The organism is Nonomuraea sp. GTA35 (genome assembly GCF_041950525.1).
Classification (GTDB): domain Bacteria; phylum Actinomycetota; class Actinomycetes; order Streptosporangiales; family Streptosporangiaceae; genus Nonomuraea.
The window spans coordinates 542,756-560,763 of record NZ_JBGNUV010000003.1 but is presented as its reverse complement, the minus strand read 5'-3'; the positions used below and the strand labels follow the sequence as shown (position 1 = coordinate 560,763).

Below are 18,008 nucleotides of genomic sequence, written 5' to 3'. Positions count from 1 at the left end.
GGGTCCCTGCGGGGCCCGACGAACTACGGGCCCGGCAGCGGCCCGATGAGCAGGGAGAGTGAGGAACGTGTTCCGACGTCGTCGTCGTGAGCAGCCGGAGCAGGCGATCGAGCAGGAGTCTGCCGCGCCATCGCGGGAGTCCGGCCCGTGGGACGCCGACGAGCCGCACCCGGAGGCCGAGCGGATCGACCTGGGCGGCCTGCGGCTGCCGCACAACCCCGACTTCGACGTGCGGCTGGCCTCCGTCGGGGATCAGCACGTCGGGGTGGTCGTCCTGTACGAGGAGAGCTCGCTGCAGCTCCAGGCCCTGGCCGCGCCGCGCAGCTCCGGCCTGTGGGACGAGGTGAGGACCAAGATCCTGTCCCAGGCCAAGCACCTGGAGGAGCGGCAGGGGCCGTTCGGCAGCGAGCTGGCCGGCGAGATGAAGGTCGAGGGCAACAGCCGCCCGGCCCGCTACCTCGGCATCGACGGCCCCCGCTGGTTCCTGCTGGCGGTGATCTCCGGCAAGGCGGCGGTCGACGACGCGGTCGCGCAGGCGTACCTCGACTTCATCAAGGACGTCGTGGTCGTCCGCGGCGACGAGCCGATGGCTCGCGAGGAGCCCATTCCACTGCGCCGTCCGAACGAGCAGTCGGGCGAGACGAGCGAGCAGCGGCCGGGTCTCAACCCGTTCAAGCGAGGACCTGAAATCAGTGAGATTCGCTAAGAGCTGACATCACATAGGCTGATGCATCATGAGTACGGCAGAACCCCCTAAACGTGGGGGATTGCGCGGGTTCTTCAGTCGGCTGGCCACCAGCCAGTCCGAGATAGAGGCCCAGGAACTCCGGGAGGACGCCGACGAGGTCGGCGCCACCCCGATCGTCTCGTGTGGCGGTCGCCGCCGCTTCTGTGTGGCGGGTACGCTACGTACAGTGACTCTGCGTCCGAGGGGCGGCGCCCCTGCTCTCGAGGCCGAGCTCTACGACGGGTCCGACGTGATCGATCTGGTCTGGCTCGGCCGCCGCAAGATCGCGGGCATCGAGCCGGGCCGCACGGTCAAGGCCGAGGGCCTGGTCAGCATGCAGGACGGGCGCAAGGTGATGTTCAATCCGCGTTACGAGCTGCGCCCAGGGAGTTGATCAGGTGAGTGCTGAGGCGGAAGAGGTTGCCCACGACACCGTTGAGGCGGCGGTGCGAGCACAGCTCGCCAAGGCGCTCGGCGGCGTGCGCGGCATCATCGAGGCGGCCGTCCCGACGATCGCGTTCACGTTGTCCTGGATCACGACGGAAGACCTGAAGCTGTCGCTCATCATCAGCATCTCGCTGGCGGTGTTGCTGCTGGTGGTGCGGGTCGTCCAGCGGTCCACGCCGCAGTTCGTGATCAACAGCTTGATCGGCATCGCGATCGGCGCGTTCTTCGCCAGCAGATCGGGCGACGCGAAGGACTACTTCCTGCCCGGCATCCTGTACAACGCCGGTTACGCGGTGGCGATGCTGATCTCGATCGTCACGCGGTGGCCGGTCGTCGGCTTCCTGATCGGGTCGGTGACGGGTGATCCGACCGCCTGGCACAAGGATCCCGGCATCGTGCGGCTGTGCACGCGGCTGACGTGGCTGCTCATGCTGCCCTGCGCGGTCCGGGTGGCCGTGCAGGGGCCGGTGTACCTGTTCGGCGGCGGCGACGAGGCGGTGGCGGCGCTCGGCTTCGCCAAGATCGTGATGGGGTGGCCGCTGCAGGTCGCCGCGCTGGCGGCCATGCTGTGGGTGCTCGGCCGCGGCCGCACACCGATCAAGCCACCCGTCGCACCCGCCTGACCTGCCCGCGGCGGGGCCGGGAAGTCAGCGGCCCCGGTGGTCCGGGTCGAAGTCGGTGGGCTCGGCGGGCAGGGTGTAGCGGGCGCCGATGAGGTCCGCCACGCGCTGCCTGCTGTCCCGCGGCGACAGGTCGCCTTCCGGCGTGCCTTCGACGGCGGCCACCTCCTCCGCCAGCTCGGCATCGCCCAGCTTGTCGCGGATCCACGCCGAGTAGTCGCCGCGCCGCAGGTGGTGCAGCCAGGTGTCGTCGTCCACGCCCTCGCTCAGCTCGACGAACGTGTGCAGGTTCCTGGCCCGCAGCCGGAGCCGTTCCTCCGGCCCGATGAAGTAGAAGCTCTTGTCCTTGGCCATGGTGCCGGCCGCGTACTTGCGCCGGTGCCGGGTGCGCTCGGCTCGGGCGGGGGCCAGGGTCAGCTCGCGTGCGTACTCCGCACCGTCCTGCCAGAGCGCGAGATCGCCCTTCGGGGCGGGGCGCAGCGTGGGCGCGTCGAGGCCGCGGGCGGCGGCGAAGGCGGCCAGCGTGTTCCCCGGCTCCCTGCCCACCGCGATCGTGCTGGTGACCAGGCGGAGCGCGGCGGGGCTCAGCGCGTCGGGATGAACGGTGATCAACAGGAGCGCGCCCAGGTCGCCGGGATCCTGGATGGGCACGTGGCGTACCTCGGCGGGCATCAGGTGGTGGGCCTCGTCCAGGATGAGCCAGTGCGGGTGGCCCAGCTTGGCGCGCAGGCCGGCCAGGCGGGGCAGCAGCTCGGCGAAGTACGCGGGGCGGTCGCGCAGCTGCAGGCCGATCAGGTTGATCACGACGCTGTGGCCGGGCTGCTCCAGGACGTGCGCGACCTCGTCCACGGCCGGCACCCGGTCGGGGTCGCCGAGCACGGTGAGGCCCGGGTACTCCGCGTAGTCGCCCTCCGGGTCCACGATGGCGCACTGGTAGCCGTCGCCGGTGAGCCGTTCGAGCAGCGCGGTGGTGACCGTGGACTTGCCGCTGCCGGACGGGCCCGCCACCAGCAGGCCGATCCCGTACGAGGGCAGCCGCACCTCCTCCTCGCCCGCGTGACCGAGCAGGACGTGGTGGCGCGGCAGGTCCAGCTCGTCGAGGTCGCCCGTCAGCAGCAGCCCCGCCAGCTCGCTCACGCCGCGCCCGTTCGCCTCGTCCAGGCACAGGTCGCAGGCGTCCTTGAGCGCGGGCAGGGCGTTGGCGACGGCGGCGCCGCACTCGGCGGCGGTCAGGAACGCGTGGTCGTTCTCACCGTCGCCGACCGCTACCACGCTGTGCCGTGACAGGCCCAGGCGGTCGAGGGCGGCGCACAGGCCGGTGGCCTTGTTCACGCCGGGAGGCAGCACCATGACGGCGCCCTTGTTGTAGATGACCTGCAGCTCCAGGCCCAGTTCGCGGATGAGCCCCAGGACGTGCACGTCGTGGGGCTCGCGGGTGGCGATCAGCACCTGGCCGACGCCCAGCGGGCTCACCCCCTCCACCCGCAGCCGCTCGGCCAGCTCGGCGGGCGGGGGTGCGGCGAGGGCGTCGCAGGTCCGCTGGCGCGGGTCGTACAGGAGGCCGCCGTTCTCGGCCACGATCAGGTCGAACAGCGCCGGGTGCGGGAAGACCGAGAGCAGGTCGTCCAGCTCGCGCCCGGTGACCAGCAGCAGCTTGAACCCGGCCCGGGACAGCCGCTCCAGCGCCTCGATCGTCGCCTCGTCCACCTGGCTGTCCCTGGCCAGGGTCTCGTCGTAGTCGCAGGCCAGCACGTTGTAGCGCATGCTCGCTCTCTACCCCTGGGCAGGCCGGCATCCAGCGGGGCAGGTGAAAGACAGGTGAACTTTGTCCCGTTTGCCGCTATCTCCGGGGGAGCGGGTGCGGCTGCGTGCCGGCACCCTGTACGCGGCGCTCGACCGGCTGGAAGGGGAAGGGCTGGTCGAGGCCGAGCGGGAGGAGGTTGTGGACGGGCGGGCGCGGCGCCACTGCCGGCTCACCCCGGCCGGGGAGGAACGGCTGGCGGCCGAGACCGGGCAACTGCGGCGCAACGTGGAGACCGCGACCGCGCGGCTGCGCTCACGGCACGACCTCGGGACGCTGGGGAGCGGCGCGTGACGGCGCTGGAGCGGGGCTTTCGGCGGTTGCCGGCGGGACGCGCTCAACATCGCCGCGCTCCTGGCATCCATCGCCCTGCTCGTGCTCAGGCTTGAGGGCGCCGGCGGCCGGGGCGGGGAGCTGAGCCCGGCGGCCCACCCCGGGCTTCGCGTCTAGGCTCCCGGTATGACGATCATGCAGGTTCCAGGCTCGAAGTCCGTCACCGCCCGCGCCCTGTTCCTCGCCGCCGCCGCGCGCGGCACCACCGTGCTGAGGCGCCCGCTGGTCTCCGACGACACGGAAGGGTTCGCGGAGGGCCTGGCCGCGCTCGGTTACCGGGTGGAGCGGGGGCCGGAGGCGTGGACGATCGTGGGCCGGCCGGAGGGGCCCGCGTACGGGGAGGCGGAGGTGTTCTGCCGCGACGGTGCCACGACCGCGCGGTTCCTGCCCGCGCTGGCGGCGGCCGGGCGCGGCGTGTTCCGCTTCGACGCCTCCCCGCAGATGCGCCGCCGCCCGCTCGGGCCCCTCACCCGGGCGCTGCGCGAGCTGGGCGTGGACCTGACACATGAGGGGCAGGAGGGGCATCACCCGCTGACCGTGCGGGCCGGCGGCATCAAGGGCGGGCGGATCACGCTGGACGCGGGGCTGTCCTCGCAGTTCCTCACCGCGTTGCTGCTCGTCGGGCCGCTGACCGCCGAGGGGCTGGAGATCACCGTCACCGATCTCGTGTCGGCGCCGTACGTGGAGATCACGCTGGCGATGATGCGCAGCTTCGGGGTCGAGGTGCGGCGGGAGGGGGCCACGTTCCACGTGCCGCCGCAGGGGTACGAGGCGGCCGACTACGCCATCGAGCCCGATGCCTCCACGGCCGGTTACCCGCTCGCCGCCGCCGCCCTGACCGGGAACACCATCACGGTCCCCGGGCTGGGCTCCGGGGCGCTGCAAGGGGACGTGCGCTTCGCCGAGGTGCTGGAACGGATGGGCGCTGCGGTCGACATGTCACCTGATTCCATGACCGTCACCGGTACGGGCCGCTTGCTGGGCCTGACCGTCAACATGCGCGACATTTCTGACACCGTCCCCACGCTCGCCGCCATCGCTCCGTTCGCCGACGGCCCCGTCCGGATCGAGGACGTGTACAACACCCGCGTCAAGGAGTGCGACCGGCTGGAGGCGTGCGCCGAGAACCTGCGGCGGCTGGGCGTGCCGGTGAGCCTCGGCCGCGACTGGATCGAGATCACCCCGGCCCGGCCCCGCGCCGCCGAGATCGCCTGCCACGGTGACCACCGGATCGCCATGTCGTTCAGCGTCACGGGGCTGCGCGCGCCGGGGATCACGCTGGACGACCCCGGATGCGTGAGGAAGACGTTCCCCGGCTTCCACGAGGCGCTGGCGGAGCTGCGGGAGGAGTGGGGGATCCACCCTGGTAAAGATCTTCGCATCGAACCCTGAACCTCCTGATCCACATGTGCGGGTACGAAGGCAGGCGAACGACCACCTCACCTCGCATCGGGGGATCACCATGTACAAAAGCGCCCTGGCCGCCCTCACCATGACCGCAGCCGCCCTGCTCCTCGCCGCCGTACCCGCGCTCGCCGGCGACGACCTGGACGTCCACGGGCCGTCCCTCGTCATGTGCGACGACGGGGTGGCCTACGTCATCAAGATGGGCACGCCGATGGTCGTGCAGGCGACGACGGCTGAGTGCGCGGACACGGACGACGACAGCCACGAGTACGGGCTGAACTGAGACCCGCCGTGCCCGGTGCGGGAGGCCCTCGGTGGAAGGAAGGGTCGCGAGGGGCCTCCCGCTGCCAGGGGAGCGGGCCTCGGCGGCCTATCGGGCGCGCCCTTCGAGCAGGGCGGCCCAGAGCGCGAGTCCCTGCGCCGTCCTGACCCAGGGGCTTTCACGGACCCGCTCGCCTCGCGGGGTTCTCTCGGTTCGGCGGATGTGCACCAGGCCGCCTATGGCGAGCAGTTCGTAGATCGTCGGCAGGCACTCGCAGGTGTGGCCGCGGATCCTGGCCCTGACGCCTCTGCCCACCGATGGGCCCCAGGCGATCCTGAAGTATCCCGGCCGCGGGGGTTCCGGGTGCGGGAAGAAATGCGGGGGCTCGAAGACGGGGGTGCGGGGTTCGCCGCTGCCGGCGTCCTGGGCGCCCGCGCTCTCCGCTCGGGGGGCGTCTCTGGGACGGCGGTCATGCGTATCGGTCACGTGACTCTCCTTCCGTCTGGCTGTGGCGTGGGAGACATTCGCCCATCGGGCGCCGACACCCGGGATGGGCAGTCCGGGAGCCGGGTGCAGGCGGCCTTCGAGCAGGGTGCGCCCGGCGTTGCCGATGCCGGGTGTGCCGGCCTGGCAGGGTCATCCGCGGCCCTTCGCGAGGGGCTCAGAGCGTGGACAGCCCGGCGGCGCGTAGCTCGTCGCCGGTGAAGCGGAGGGTGCCGGCGTCCGGGTTCTTCGAGTCGCGCAGGGCGTAGGCGTCCTCGATGCCTGGGATCGGGGCGATCAGGACGCAGCCCTCGCCATCCTCGTCCTGCCGGCCGCCACCGCAGAGCCTGCTGAACGGCACCTCGTCGAGGTCGGTGCCGTACAGATCCGTCAAGGGGCGAGAGGTGGTGTCGCTCTCGGTGACTGTGTGAGAACTGCTGGTCATGACGGCATGCTAAAGCAGGCGTAGCGCTTGGTCTATATGTATCTTCTCGTTGGTATAGACGGATGCACGGTTGACACGGGGATCGGGCGGCTCCGCCCGTCGAGGCCGGGAGGTCCCGTGCAGGGACGGGGCCGACTGGCCGGCCACCGCCGGCGCGGCTACGGGGCCGCCATCACTCTCGCCGCCCTCCACGCCGCAGGGGCGATCCGCGAGGGACGGAGCCCGGCCCGGAGGCGAGGACCGCTCGGGGCGGGCTCCATGGGGCCGCTCGGTGATCGAGACGGCGGGTGGGCGGGCTTGACGTCCCCTACTCCTTGACCAGGAGGGCGACGCATTCCACGTGGTGGGTCATCGGGAAGGCGTCGAAGGCGCGCAGGTCGGAAAGGGTGTAGCCGCCGTCGCGTAGCCAGGCCAGGTCCCGGGCCAGCGTGGCCGGGTCGCAGGACACGTAGACGATGCGCAGGGCGTCCAGGGAGACGATGCGTTCCACCACGTCACGGCCCAGGCCGGCGCGGGGCGGGTCCACCACGACGAGGTCGGCGCGTTCGATCTGGAAGCGGTCCAGGGCTTCCTCCACGCGGCCCCGTTCCACCCGGGCCTGGGGCAGGTCGCGGAGGTTGGCGCGGGCGTCGCGGACGGCGGCGGCCTCCGACTCCAGGCCGAACACCGCTCCCTCCGGGCCCACGACCTCCGCCAGGCCGGCCGCGAAGAGGCCGACCCCGCAGTAGAGGTCGAGCGCCCACTCGCCGGGCTCGGGGGCGGCGTAGGCGAGCACCGCGTCCAGCAGGGTCTCGGCGGCCCCGGGGTGCACCTGCCAGAAGCCGCTCCCGGCGACCCGGAACTCCCGGTCGCCGACCTGCTCGTGCAGCACGCCCGAGCCGCGCCGCGGCACCGTGCGGCCCTTGCCCTGGTCGAGCAGGACCGAGGCGGGCGCCTCCAGGTCGGGGACGGTGACGCTACGCCGGGCGCGCGGGGCGACGACGACGGCGCGGTCGCCGCCCGAGGAGGCGATCACCTCGACACCGGCGGCGCCCGGCCACAGGTGGTCCTCGACGCCGGCCGCCTCCACCTCGGGGTGGGCGATCAGGCAGGCGTCCACGACCTCGATGTCGTGCGAGCGGTGCCGGCGGAAGCCGAGCTCACCGGTGGAGGTGGCGGCGAACTGCACCCGGGTGCGCCAGCCGAGCCCGTCCTTGGCCCCCGGCACCTCCTCCACGACGACCTCGCGCTCGATGCCCGCCAGGCGGCGCAGCTGCTCGCTGACGACCTGGGCCTTGAGGCGGCGCTGGGCCTCCAGCGTGGCGTGCTGCCAGTCGCAGCCGCCGCAGCGGCCCGGGCCCGCGTAGGGGCAGGGCGGGACGACGCGGTCGGGGGAGGCCTCGAGGATCTCGACGGCGTCGGCCCGCAGGAAGCGAGAGGTCTCCTCGGTGACGTCGGCGATCACCCGCTCGCCTGGCAAGGCGTGCCGTACGAACACCACCCGCCCTTCGTGGCGCGCCACACACCAGCCGCCATGGGCGACCGGACCTACCGTCAACTCGAGAGATACCTGTTCCACATCCGACACTTTAGTGCCCTTACCCGGATGACCACTTATCGGACTTGATCCATTACGCTGAGTGTTCATGGGAAGGGTGGTGCGGCGGCGGCTCGGGTTCGGGGGGACGCTGGTGGCCACGCTGTTCGCCTGCGCCTCGCTGACGCCGTCGCTGCTGCCCCGCACGTGGCTGTACCAGGGGGTGATGGGGGCGGTCACCGGCATACTCGGGTACGCGGTGGGCGCGGCCGTCGGCGCGCTGTGCCGCACGGTGATCCGGTTGCCCGAGCGGGGGCGGCGGGCCGCCTGGCGGGTGATGCTGGCCGGGTGCGGCGTGCTGGCGGTGGTGGCGCTGTGGTACAGCTTCGACTGGCAGCGCGACCTGCGGGCGCTGATGGGGATGGACACGCGGATCACCTGGTTCCCGCCGGTGATCCTGGCCGTGACGCTCGTCCTGTTCGGCGCGGCGCTGCTGGCCGCCAGGCTCGTCCGGCTCGGGGGGCGCAAGCTGAACGCCTGGCTCGACCGGTACGTCCCCGCGTACGTGGGTCATGCCGTCGGGGTGCTGGTCATCGGGTCGCTGGTGGCGGTGTTCGCCAACGACGTGCTGTTCAACGGGTTCGTGACCAGGATGAGCGACATCTCCTCCGTCGCGAACGAGGGCACCCATCCGGGCGTGCGCCCGCCGGGCTCGGCGTACCTGTCGGGCGGGCCGAGGTCGCTGGTGAGCTGGCAGTCGCTGGGCCGGGAGGGCCGCCGGTTCACCGGCACGGCGGCGACGCCCGCGCGGCTGCAGGCCTTCTCCGGAAGGCCGGCCACGGAGCCGATCAGGGTTTACATCGGCCTTGACAGCGCGGCCTCGCCGGCCGCCCAGGCGGCGCTGGCCGTGCGCGAGCTGGAGCGCACCGGCGCGTTCGGCAGGCCCGTGCTGGCCGTGCTCGGCACCACGGGCACCGGCTGGGTCGACCCGCACATCGCCGACACCCTGGAGTACATGTACAACGGCCGCTCCGCGATGGTCGCGATGCAGTACTCGTACCTGCCGAGCTGGGTGTCGTTCCTGGTCGACAGGGAGAAGGCGGCGGCGGCGGGCAGGGCGCTGTTCGAGGCCGTGCGCGAGCGGTGGGCGCGGCTGCCGGCCGGGGCGCGGCCGAGGCTGCTGCTGTCGGGCGAGAGCCTGGGCTCCTACGAGCTGGAGCAGTCGTTCGGTGACCTGGCCGACCTGGTGGCGCGGGCGGACGGCGCGGTGTTCGTGGGGCCGCCGAACGCCAACCCCATCTGGCAGCGCCTGACCGGCGGCCGCGATCGCGGCAGCCCCGTGTGGCGGCCCGTCTACCAGGACGGCAGGACCGCCAGGTTCGCCCAGCACCCCGCCGACCTGCACCGGCCGGCCGCGCCGTGGCCGCGCCCGCGCGTGGTCTACCTGCAGAACGCCTCCGACCCCGTCGTGTGGTGGTCGCCCCGGCTGATCTACCGCAGGCCCGGGTGGCTGGAGGGCCCGCGCGGGCCGGGGGTGAACCCGGAGATGAACTGGTTCCCGCTGGTGACGTTCTGGCAGGTGCTGGTGGACATGACGAGCGCGCTGGACGTGCCGCCGGGCCACGGCCACCGGTACGGCGCCAACATCGTCGACGGCTGGGCCGCCGTGGCCGCGCCCCCGGGCTGGGGCCCGCACGACACGTGGCGGCTACGGGCGCTTGTCGGCTAGCCGCTGCGACTCCTCCTTGGCCGCATGGTGCCACGGCCGCCGCACCGCCCCCGGCGCGAACGGCTCCGGCCTGCCCTTGAGCCGGTCGGACGAGTGGAGCTGCCACGGCACGCTGGTCACCATCACGCCGGGCTTGAACAGCAGCCGCGCCTTCAGCCGCAGCGCGCTCTGGTTGTGCAGCAGGTGCTCCCACCAGTGGCCGACCACGTACTCGGGGATGAAGACGGTCACCACGTCGCGTGGCGAGCGCCGGCGGATGGTCTTGACGTAGTCGAGGATCGGCTGCGTGATCTCCCGGTACGGCGAGTCGAGCATCTTCAGCGGCACCGGGATGCCCCGCCGCTCCCACTCCTCCTGCAGCTTGCGCGCCTCGTCGCCCTCCACGCCGACCGTGATGGCCTCCAGCGTGGACGGACGGGTGGCGCGGGCGTACGCCAGGGCGCGCATGGTGGGCTTGTGCAGCTTCGAGACGAGCACGATCGTGTGGTTGCGGGCGGGCAGCATGGCCGGCTCGTAGTCCTCGGTGAGCTCCAGCTCGGCCGCCACCTTGTCGTAGTGGCGCCTGATGCCCTTCATCATGAGGAACAGCACCGGCATCGCGATCACCACGATCCACGCGCCGACCAGGAACTTCGTCAGCAGTACCACGATCAGCACCAGCCCCGTCATGACCCCGCCGAAGAAGTTGATCACGCGGGAGCGGTGCATCTGGTGGCGGATCCTGGGGTCGGTCTCGGTCTTCAGGTGGCGGGTCCAGTGGATGACCATGCCGGTCTGGCTGAGCGTGAAGGAGACGAAGACGCCGACGATGTACAGGTTCAGCAGGCGGCTGACGTCCGCCTGGAACCCCCACAGCAGCAGGCACGCGCCCAGCGCCAGGATGATGATGCCGTTGGAGAAGGCCAGCCGGTCGCCCCGGGTGTGGAGCTGGCGCGGCAGGTAACGGTCCTGCGCCAGGATCGAGCCGAGGACCGGGAAGCCGTTGAAGGCGGTGTTCGCCGCCAGGAACAGGATCAGCGCCGTCACCGCGGAGATCACGATGAACGGCACGGAACCGCCGCCGAACACGGCGTCGGCCACCTGCGAGATGATCGGCTGCTGGTAGTAGCCGGGGCCGACGGGCGTGCCGTCCGGCCTGAGCAGGTCCTCGGCGACCACCGACGGCTCGGCCACCTTCACGCCCGACGCCAGGCCGAGCGCGATGATGCCGCTGAACATCGTGATCGCGACCAGGCCCATCATCAGCAGCGTGGTGGCCGCGTTCTTGCTCTTGGGCTTCCTGAAGGCGGGCACGCCGTTGCTGATGGCCTCCACACCGGTCAGCGCCGCGCAGCCCGACGAGAACGCGCGCAGCACCAGGAACGCCGCGGCGAAGGCGGTGAGGTTGTGCTGCTCGGGCTCGATCGTGAAGTGCGCGCTCGGCGCCTCGATGTCCTCGTGCAGCACCAGCAGCCGGAACCCGCCCCAGGCGATCAGGCCCAGGACGGAGATCATGAACGCGTACGTGGGGATGGCGAAGGCGGCGCCGGACTCGCGGATGCCGCGCAGGTTGACCACGGTGAGCAGGATGACGATGACGATGGCGACGGCGGGCTTGTGCTGCCCCACGAACGGGATCGTGGCGCCGACGTAGTCGACACCGTTCGCGACGGACACCGCGACGGTCAGCACGTAGTCGACCATGAGCGCGCTGGCCACGGTGAGCCCGGCGTTCTTGCCGAGGTTGGTGGTGGCGACCTCGTAGTCGCCGCCGCCGCTGGGATAGGCGTGCACGTTCTGCCGGTACGAGGCCACGACCGTGAGCATCACGACCACGACGGCGATGGCGACCCAGGGGCTGAAGGAGTAGAAGGAGACGCCGGCCAGGGAGAGGATGACCAGGATCTCTTGGGGGGCGTAAGCGACGGACGAGAGCGCGTCGCTCGCGAAGACCGGCAGTGCGATCCGTTTGCGGAGTAGTTGCTCGTGGAGCTGCCCGCTTCGCAGGGCGCGTCCCACGAGCAAGCGTTTGACAAGATCCGTTACCTTCGCCACGTAACGAGATGCTAGCCCCATGCCGAGGCCCTAAACGCGGCGCTCCCCCCTGGGGCCATACTGGTGTCGAGCAACCGGCCGACCGCTGACGATGCGGGGGGAAATGCATATAGTGATCATGGGATGTGGCCGGGTGGGATCGACCCTCGCGCACATCCTTGAAGACAGCGGACATTCCGTCGCCATCATCGACCGCGACCCGCAGGCGTTCCGCCGGCTGCGCGCCGGGTTCCGCGGGCGGCGGGTGACCGGCGTCGGCTTCGATCGCGACGTGCTCACCGAGGCCGGCGTCGAGTCGGCCACCGCCTTCGTGGCGGTCTCCAGCGGCGACAACTCCAACATCATCTCCGCCCGGGTGGCGCGGGAGACGTTCGGCGTCGACAACGTGGTGGCCCGCATCTACGACCCCCGCAGGGCCGAGGTCTACCAGCGGCTGGGCATCCCCACGGTGGCCACCGTGCGCTGGACCGCCGACCAGATCATGCGCCGCATCCTGCCCGAGGGCGCCGAGCCGCTCTGGCGCGACCCCACCGGCACCGTCGTCCTGGCCGAGGTCACCGTGAACGCCTCCTGGATCGGCACCCGCGTCGTCGATCTCGAGGCCCGCGCCCGCGTCCGCGCCGCCTTCCTCAACCGCATGGGGGAGGCCGTCACGATCTCCGACGACACCGTGGTGCAGGAGGGCGACGTGCTGCACGTCATCGCCGCGGAGAACGACATGGACCGGATCAACAAGGTGCTCGCCGCGGCACCGGAAGAGGACGAGTGAGATGCGCGTCGCCATCGCCGGAGCGGGCGCCGTCGGCCGCTCCATCGCGGCCGAGCTCCTGGAGAACGGCCACGAGGTCCTGCTCATCGACAGCGACCCCCGAGCCATCAAGATCGACAGCGTCCCCCGCGCCGAATGGCTGCTCGCGGACGCCTGCGAGATCGCCTCGCTCGACGAGGCGGGCCTCAACAACTGCCACGTCGTCGTCGCCTCCTCCGGCGACGACAAGGTGAACCTGGTGGTCTCGCTGCTGGCCAAGACCGAGTACGGCGTGCCGCGCGTGGTGGCCCGCATCAACCACCCCAACAACGAGTGGCTGTTCAACGAGTCGTGGGGCGTGGACGTCGCCGTCTCCACGCCGCGCCTGCTGAGCGCCCTGGTGGAGGAGGCGGTCAGCGTCGGCGACCTGGTGCGCCTGATGACGTTCCGCCAGGGTCAGGCGAACCTGGTGGAGCTGACGCTGGCGGAGGACGCGCCGGTGGTGGGGCAGCGCGCGGGCTCTGTCCCCTGGCCGGTGGACGCGGCCCTGGTGGCGATCCTGCGCGAGGGCCGCGTCCTGGTCCCGACGGCCGACGACCCGCTGGAGGCGGGCGACGAGCTGCTCTTCGTGGCGAACCAGGAGGTGGAGCAGGAGCTGGCGCACCTGCTCTCCCAGCACTGAGCCCGCCTCGCCGCCGGGCGCCCGCGCCGGCCGGGGAGCCCGCGCGGGCGCCGTCCGGTCAGCCGGTCAGCAGCTTCGCCGCCGGGACGACCTGGCGCTGGATCGACGGGCTCGACCAGTGGAGCTGGGCGATGGCGTCGTAGCCGTTGTCGTAGAACTCCATCCTGAGGTCGTGCGCGCCGGCGGTCAGCGCGATCTGGCCGCTGTCGTCGCGCTTGGAGTGGTCCGTCCAGGCGTCCACGACGAGCGTGCCGTCCACCCACAGGCGCACGCCGTCGTCGCTGGTCGTGATGAACGTGTACGTCTCCGCGCGGTCGGCGATCACCTTGCCGGTCCATCGCACGCTGAAGGTGTCCGGGCCGATGGCCGGGTCGGGCGTGCCGGCGCCCCAGTCGAAGTTCACGCCGGGGTCGACGCGCGTGAGCTTCGGGCCGGTCAGGTCGGCGTTGTCGAAGTAGGTCGCGGACAGGCCCTGCTCCTGGATGACCAGCGTCGTGGCCGAGCGGGCGGGCAGCGTCAGCGTGGCCTTGCCGCCCGCGACCTCGGCCGTGCCGGCCCGGTGCGGGGCCCACGCGGCGTCGGTGCTCTGCCAGAGCGCCGCCGTGCCCGCCGTCAGGCCGGTGAAGCCGAGCGTGGTGTCCAGGGGCTCGGTGCCGACGTTGACGAGGACGACGTTCTTGCCCCCGTCGGAGGCGAACGCGTGCAGGAGCGCGTTGTCCGCGGTGGCGGCGACCATGGTGGTGCCGAACGGGCGGAACAGGCCCTCGCCGGTGAACATGCCGATGCCGTGGTAGATCGGCAGCGGTTCGCTGCGCGGGATGCCGCCCTCGCCGTCCGTGCTCGTCAGGCCGAGCTGGCCGTTCTTGTCGCCGTACTGGTAGGCGGCGGCGCCGGCGTGCAGGATCTGGCCGAGCGCGGCGGCGCCCCACAGGGTGTTGAAGTGGGTGAGCGTGCGCCGGCCGCCGGGGTCGTCGAAGTCGGAGTTGAACTCGCCGATCTGGATGTCGATCTCGCGGCCGAGCACCGACTCGGCCAGCGCGCCGACCTCCTTGAGGTCCGTCTCGTAGCCGCGGACGACGGTGGTCAGGAGGTCCTGGTCGGTGACGGTCTCGCTGCCGTTGCCGTAGTCGTGGTAGTCGAGGAAGTCGACCCGGTCGCCGGAGCCCTCCAGGAACGTCCTGATGTAGGAGTGGTCGTTCCAGGCCGTGGCGGGGCCGCCGACGGTCACCCCGGGGTCCTCGGCGTCGAGGGCGTCGGCGATCAGGTTGAAGCGGCTGCTGTACTCGGCGGCCGTCATCTCCGGCTTCTCCGGGGTGCAGGCGCAGTTGAGCTCGTTGCCCAGGATGAAGCGCCGCACCGGCGTCCCCGAGGCGGCGAAGTGCCGGTAGAGGGCGACGGCGTCGTCGCGGTTCACCTCGGCGCTCTGGCGGCCGTCCACCTGGAGGATGACGACGGGCTCCGCGCCCAGGTCGCGGATGGCCGCGATCCAGGCGTCACCGGTGATGGTCGTGTCGCACTTGTAGCCGCCGCAGACGATGGGACTGGTGTGGTCGCCGGGCCGCTCGTAGTGCAGCTCTATGCGCATCCGCCCCGGTGCGAGGTCGGTGAGGAGCTCGCGGTGCCGGGCGTCGTTCGTGATGTACGAGCCGCTGCCGTACCCGGTGATGCCGATGCCGTAGTCGGCGGGGGAGAGCGTGCGGATCGGCCTGGTGAAGTCCACCGAGACGGTGGCGGAGGCGGCGGCCTGCGCCGGTGCCCCCGCCGTCCAGATCGTTGCGGTGGCCAGCCCGATCGTGAGGGCGGCACGCACTGCACGGCGCGCTAATGAGGTCATTGTTCTCCTGTCGCTGTCGCGAGATCCAGTGGATCATGACAGAAGTGGATGACGACGGCGTGAACGATCAGCCGGCGGGCCGCCCGCCGGGGAGCGCGGTTCCGAGCCGTTCCTTCACCGCCGCCACCCGGTCCGCCAGCGGTCCCGGAGGGATCGGGACGCACTCGTACCCGAGCGAGGTGTAGGCGTCCCGGTGGATCCGCTCGAACCGGAGGGCCTGCTCGTAGGTGATCCGTCGCGCCGCGGTCGGGATGACGAATCCGGGGCTGCACACGAACAGGACCGTCCTGTCGTAGATCCGCTCCGCCGCGGCCCGTTCCAGCTCGCGGGTCAGGGCCGGTGGGACGGGGTGGCCGAGGTAGGTCGCCAGGGCGTAGGTGCAGATGGGGGAGCGGTCGTAGAACTGCACGTCGCCGGGCAGGGCGGCGGCCCGCACCTGGCGCCGCCGCTGCAGGGCGGCGATGTCCGCCACGAAGGACGGGCTGGTCCACGGCTCGTCGTCGCCCTGGGCCTGGCGCAGGGCGATGACGTCGGTCGCCGCCTCGTCGACGACGGTGTAGCCGTCGAGCTCCAGCCACCGCAGGATCGCGGTCTTGCCTGCTCCCGGGGTGCCGGTCAGGATGTAGCGCTTCACCGGATCGTTCCTCCCTCGTCGGGGATCCGGACGCCGTTCGACGACGGATCGTCCTGATCCGTTGGTCGTTCGGCTGAGAGGACGGCGATGGGCCGGATGGCGGGGTGCGGTGTCCTCGCGAGCGCCGGTTCGGTGAGGGGCGCGGGATGCCGCGGAGGGCCGTCCGATTCGGAGCGTACCAGGCCCGTGCGGCGGCCGGGGCCGGCCTCCCGTCCGTGACCGGATGGGGGTTTCGGTCCTCCCGGGTGACGGTCCCGATGGCCTGCGCAGACGCCCCAACGATCACTTTGGTTTACACCCGCTTTAGGGAAATATTCCGTTTTAGATGACAAATCGGTATCGGTCCCGACAGAATGCGGAGCCATCCAGCGTCTACCGCAACTGGAGGAAACCCCCTATGCGTAGACCCCTTGGGGTACTCGCCGCAGCCGTCAGCCTGGCAGCGATCGCCGCGCCCGTGAGCGCGGCGCAGGCTGCCGCGGCGTCGGAAGCGGCGCGGTGTCGCGTGAGTGTGGCCAAGCCGCACGTCAGCGACACGCTGAAGATCCAGTCCGCGGCCGCCCGGCGCGGCTGCTTCAATTCCGCGCTGCTGCGCATCCGCATCCTGCGGGCCGTTCCCGGCAAGGACTCGGTCGTCAAGAGCGGCGCCACCAGGAAGGGCCGCCTCACGCTCACGCTCGCCTGCGAGCCCGGCACCTACTACGCGACGGCCACCGACTACCGAGGCCGCCCGGTCAGGTCCAAGGCCGCCAAGCTGACCTGCACGCCGGGCAGCGGCACGCCGGCCCCCAGCCCGAGCCCCACCTCACCCGCGCCCAGCCCCACCTCGCCCGGCCCCACCTCGCCCGCGCCGAGCCCCACCTCCTCGGCCCCGCCCTCCGGCACCGTGGGCACCGCCGAGGAGAACGAGGTCGTGCGGCTGGTCAACGAGGAGCGAGCCAAGGGCGGCTGCTCCGCCGTCAAGCACGACCCGCAGCTGCGCGCGGCCGCCTTCGGGCACTCGGCTGACATGGCCGCGAAGAAGTACTTCGACCACACCTCCAAGGACGGCCGCTCCTTCATGGACCGCATCAAGGCGGCCGGCTTCACCGGAGGCTCCGGCTGGGCCGAGAACATCGCCAAGGGGCAGCGCACCCCCGCCCAGGTCATGCAGTCCTGGATGACCAGCTCCGGGCACCGCGCCAACATCATGAACTGCAAGTACAACCTCATCGGGGTCGGCGTGGCCAAGGACGCCTCGGGCACGCCCTACTGGACCCAGGACTTCGCGGCCAGGTGACCGGGTTTCGCCTGTGACCGGGGGCCAGGGCTCTCCAGGCGTCCGGAGCCCTGGCCCCGTTCAAGCTCTGCGGCGGCACGCGCGATCAGCGCACGGTGAGCACCAGCTTGCCGGTCGTGTGCCCCGTCTCGCCCAGCGCGTGCGCCTTCGCCGCGTCCGCCAGCTCGTACGTGCCGGCGATCTCGGCGCGCAGCCGGCCGTCGGACGCGAGCTCCGCGATGGCGGCCATCCCGGCGTGGTCCGCCTCCACCAGCATGACCTGCGCGCGCACCCCGAGACGGGCGGCCTCCTCCGCGAGCGCGGCCATGCCGCCGTCGAGCAGGAGCGAGACCAGGAGGCCGCCGGGACGCAGGCTGCGCAGCGAGTGGATGGCGTGGTCGCTGCCCTGGGCGTCCAGGACGACGTCGGCGTCGCGGACGGCCTCGGCGACGTCCGTGGTGCGGTAGTCGATGACCTCGTCGGCGCCCAGGGAGCGGAGGAAGCCGTGCTTGGGGGCGCTGGCGGTGCCGATGACGTACGCGCCGCGGGCCTTGGCGATCTGCACGGCGAGGTGGCCGACGCCGCCGGCCGCCGCGTGGATCAGCACCCGCCGGCCGGCTTCCAGCCGGGCGGTGTCGACCAGGGCCTGCCAGGCGGTGAGGGCGGCGAGCGGCAGGGCGCCGGCCTGCACGTGGTCGAGGGCGGCGGGCTTGCGCGCGAAGGCGCGGGCGGGGCCGGTGACGTACTCGGCGTGCGAACCGGCCCCGTGCGGGTACGGCAGCATGCCGAACACCTCGTCGCCCGGCTTGAACAGGGTGACGCCCGGGCCGGCCGACTCGACGACGCCGGAGACGTCCCAGCCGAGGGTGAAGGGCGGCTCGCCGAGGAAGAGCCCGGGGATGGAGCGGTGCTTCCAGTCGGTCGGGTTGAGGCCGGCGGCGTGCACCCGGACGAGGATCTCGCTGAGACCGGCCGCGGGCCGTGGCAGGCGGATCTCCTTGAGCACCTCGGGGCCGCCGACGACGTCCTGGCTGATCGCGCGCATGGT

The 18,008-nt window shown here is 71.8% G+C and carries 18 protein-coding genes; 10 read left to right on the top strand and 8 right to left on the bottom strand.

Features of this window, described 5'->3' with window-relative positions:
* Positions 1-67 precede the first annotated feature (67 nt).
* From ACBJ32_RS15775 to ACBJ32_RS15765, 3 genes are read left to right on the top strand one after another with little or no spacing between them, the layout of a single operon-like run.
* Positions 68-706 carry a DUF3710 domain-containing protein gene (locus ACBJ32_RS15775; protein ID WP_375127333.1) on the top strand — a complete coding sequence of 213 codons (639 nt, stop codon included), beginning with the start codon at positions 68-70 and terminating at the stop codon, positions 704-706.
* Between the two features lie 28 nt (positions 707-734).
* Positions 735-1,121 carry an OB-fold nucleic acid binding domain-containing protein gene (locus ACBJ32_RS15770; RefSeq protein ID WP_043614113.1) on the top strand — a complete coding sequence of 129 codons (387 nt, stop codon included), beginning with the start codon at positions 735-737 and terminating at the stop codon, positions 1,119-1,121.
* Between the two features lie 4 nt (positions 1,122-1,125).
* Entirely contained in the window at positions 1,126-1,797 is a 672-nt protein-coding gene (locus tag ACBJ32_RS15765; RefSeq protein WP_375127332.1) for a DUF3159 domain-containing protein, read from the top strand.
* A gap of 24 nt (positions 1,798-1,821) precedes the next feature.
* On the opposite strand, the gene ACBJ32_RS15760 is transcribed toward ACBJ32_RS15765, so the two are convergent.
* Entirely contained in the window at positions 1,822-3,558 is a 1,737-nt protein-coding gene (locus tag ACBJ32_RS15760) for an HAD hydrolase family protein (RefSeq protein WP_375127331.1), read from the bottom strand.
* A 70-nt stretch (positions 3,559-3,628) separates the two neighbouring features.
* Between ACBJ32_RS15760 and ACBJ32_RS15755 the strand changes: the two genes are divergently transcribed.
* The 3 genes from ACBJ32_RS15755 to ACBJ32_RS15745 all read left to right on the top strand — a co-directional run bounded on the left by ACBJ32_RS15755 (position 3,629) and on the right by ACBJ32_RS15745 (position 5,618).
* Positions 3,629-3,889: a PadR family transcriptional regulator gene (locus tag ACBJ32_RS15755; protein WP_375127330.1), complete on the top strand. Its 261-nt coding sequence runs from the start codon at positions 3,629-3,631 to the stop codon at positions 3,887-3,889.
* 165 nt (positions 3,890-4,054) lie between these two features.
* Positions 4,055-5,320 carry a 3-phosphoshikimate 1-carboxyvinyltransferase gene (gene aroA / locus ACBJ32_RS15750; RefSeq protein WP_375127329.1) on the top strand — a complete coding sequence of 422 codons (1,266 nt, stop codon included), beginning with the start codon at positions 4,055-4,057 and terminating at the stop codon, positions 5,318-5,320.
* A 70-nt stretch (positions 5,321-5,390) separates the two neighbouring features.
* A complete protein-coding gene (locus ACBJ32_RS15745) occupies positions 5,391-5,618 on the top strand; it encodes a hypothetical protein (RefSeq protein ID WP_375127328.1) in 228 nt (75 codons plus the stop codon).
* Positions 5,619-5,705: 87 nt separating this feature from the next.
* On the opposite strand, the gene ACBJ32_RS15740 is transcribed toward ACBJ32_RS15745, so the two are convergent.
* The 3 genes from ACBJ32_RS15740 to ACBJ32_RS15730 form a co-directional block, all read right to left on the bottom strand.
* The gene (locus tag ACBJ32_RS15740) at positions 5,706-6,083 is read right to left on the bottom strand and encodes a hypothetical protein (protein WP_375127327.1); all 378 of its coding nucleotides are present in this window, start codon (positions 6,081-6,083) and stop codon (positions 5,706-5,708) included.
* Between the two features lie 175 nt (positions 6,084-6,258).
* Positions 6,259-6,525, bottom strand: a complete 267-nt coding sequence (locus ACBJ32_RS15735; RefSeq protein ID WP_375127326.1) for a DUF397 domain-containing protein — start codon at positions 6,523-6,525, stop codon at positions 6,259-6,261.
* Between the two features lie 307 nt (positions 6,526-6,832).
* Positions 6,833-8,062 carry a class I SAM-dependent RNA methyltransferase gene (locus ACBJ32_RS15730; RefSeq protein ID WP_375127325.1) on the bottom strand — a complete coding sequence of 410 codons (1,230 nt, stop codon included), beginning with the start codon at positions 8,060-8,062 and terminating at the stop codon, positions 6,833-6,835.
* Between the two features lie 88 nt (positions 8,063-8,150).
* On the opposite strand from ACBJ32_RS15730, the gene ACBJ32_RS15725 reads away from it, so the two are divergent.
* Positions 8,151-9,770: an alpha/beta hydrolase gene (locus tag ACBJ32_RS15725; protein ID WP_375127324.1), complete on the top strand. Its 1,620-nt coding sequence runs from the start codon at positions 8,151-8,153 to the stop codon at positions 9,768-9,770.
* On the opposite strand, the gene ACBJ32_RS15720 is transcribed toward ACBJ32_RS15725, so the two are convergent.
* Positions 9,750-11,804: an APC family permease gene (locus ACBJ32_RS15720; protein ID WP_375127323.1), complete on the bottom strand. Its 2,055-nt coding sequence runs from the start codon at positions 11,802-11,804 to the stop codon at positions 9,750-9,752. The two genes, ACBJ32_RS15725 and ACBJ32_RS15720, sit on opposite strands and share 21 nt — an antisense overlap.
* A 103-nt stretch (positions 11,805-11,907) precedes the next feature.
* Between ACBJ32_RS15720 and ACBJ32_RS15715 the strand changes: the two genes are divergently transcribed.
* Both ACBJ32_RS15715 and ACBJ32_RS15710 read left to right on the top strand, forming a co-directional pair.
* Positions 11,908-12,573 carry a TrkA family potassium uptake protein gene (locus ACBJ32_RS15715; protein ID WP_357868455.1) on the top strand — a complete coding sequence of 222 codons (666 nt, stop codon included), beginning with the start codon at positions 11,908-11,910 and terminating at the stop codon, positions 12,571-12,573.
* A gap of 1 nt (position 12,574) precedes the next feature.
* Complete coding sequence (locus ACBJ32_RS15710; RefSeq protein WP_357868458.1) at positions 12,575-13,234, top strand: TrkA family potassium uptake protein; 660 nt, start codon at positions 12,575-12,577, stop codon at positions 13,232-13,234.
* A 58-nt stretch (positions 13,235-13,292) separates the two neighbouring features.
* On the opposite strand, the gene ACBJ32_RS15705 is transcribed toward ACBJ32_RS15710, so the two are convergent.
* Together ACBJ32_RS15705 and ACBJ32_RS15700 are read right to left on the bottom strand one after the other, a co-directional pair.
* Positions 13,293-15,068, bottom strand: coding sequence for a PA14 domain-containing protein (locus tag ACBJ32_RS15705; RefSeq protein ID WP_375127322.1), 1,776 nt, complete (start codon positions 15,066-15,068; stop codon positions 13,293-13,295).
* Between the two features lie 67 nt (positions 15,069-15,135).
* Positions 15,136-15,702: an AAA family ATPase gene (locus ACBJ32_RS15700; protein ID WP_375127321.1), complete on the bottom strand. Its 567-nt coding sequence runs from the start codon at positions 15,700-15,702 to the stop codon at positions 15,136-15,138.
* Positions 15,703-16,207: 505 nt separating this feature from the next.
* Between ACBJ32_RS15700 and ACBJ32_RS15695 the strand changes: the two genes are divergently transcribed.
* A complete protein-coding gene (locus tag ACBJ32_RS15695; RefSeq protein WP_375127320.1) occupies positions 16,208-16,981 on the top strand; it encodes a CAP domain-containing protein in 774 nt (257 codons plus the stop codon).
* An 85-nt stretch (positions 16,982-17,066) separates the two neighbouring features.
* Here the strand turns inward: ACBJ32_RS15695 and ACBJ32_RS15690 are convergent, their stop codons facing one another.
* Positions 17,067-18,005 (bottom strand): NADP-dependent oxidoreductase, encoded by a 939-nt coding sequence (locus ACBJ32_RS15690; protein ID WP_375127761.1) that lies wholly within the window; start codon positions 18,003-18,005, stop codon positions 17,067-17,069.
* Between the last annotated feature and the right edge of the window lie 3 nt (positions 18,006-18,008).

Bases quoted from the DNA above. Each gene is read 5' to 3' on its own strand.
- ACBJ32_RS15770 (WP_043614113.1), top strand. From the start codon at position 735: ATGAGTACGGCAGAACCCCCTAAACGTGGGGGATTGCGCGGGTTCTTC.
- ACBJ32_RS15760 (WP_375127331.1), bottom strand. From the start codon at position 3,558: ATGCGCTACAACGTGCTGGCCTGCGACTACGACGAGACCCTGGCCAGG.
- aroA (WP_375127329.1), top strand. From the start codon at position 4,055: ATGACGATCATGCAGGTTCCAGGCTCGAAGTCCGTCACCGCCCGCGCC.
- ACBJ32_RS15745 (WP_375127328.1), top strand. From the start codon at position 5,391: ATGTACAAAAGCGCCCTGGCCGCCCTCACCATGACCGCAGCCGCCCTG.
- ACBJ32_RS15735 (WP_375127326.1), bottom strand. From the start codon at position 6,525: ATGACCAGCAGTTCTCACACAGTCACCGAGAGCGACACCACCTCTCGC.
- ACBJ32_RS15725 (WP_375127324.1), top strand. From the start codon at position 8,151: ATGGGAAGGGTGGTGCGGCGGCGGCTCGGGTTCGGGGGGACGCTGGTG.
- ACBJ32_RS15715 (WP_357868455.1), top strand. From the start codon at position 11,908: ATGCATATAGTGATCATGGGATGTGGCCGGGTGGGATCGACCCTCGCG.
- ACBJ32_RS15710 (WP_357868458.1), top strand. From the start codon at position 12,575: ATGCGCGTCGCCATCGCCGGAGCGGGCGCCGTCGGCCGCTCCATCGCG.
- ACBJ32_RS15705 (WP_375127322.1), bottom strand. From the start codon at position 15,068: ATGACCTCATTAGCGCGCCGTGCAGTGCGTGCCGCCCTCACGATCGGG.
- ACBJ32_RS15690 (WP_375127761.1), bottom strand. From the start codon at position 18,005: ATGCGCGCGATCAGCCAGGACGTCGTCGGCGGCCCCGAGGTGCTCAAG.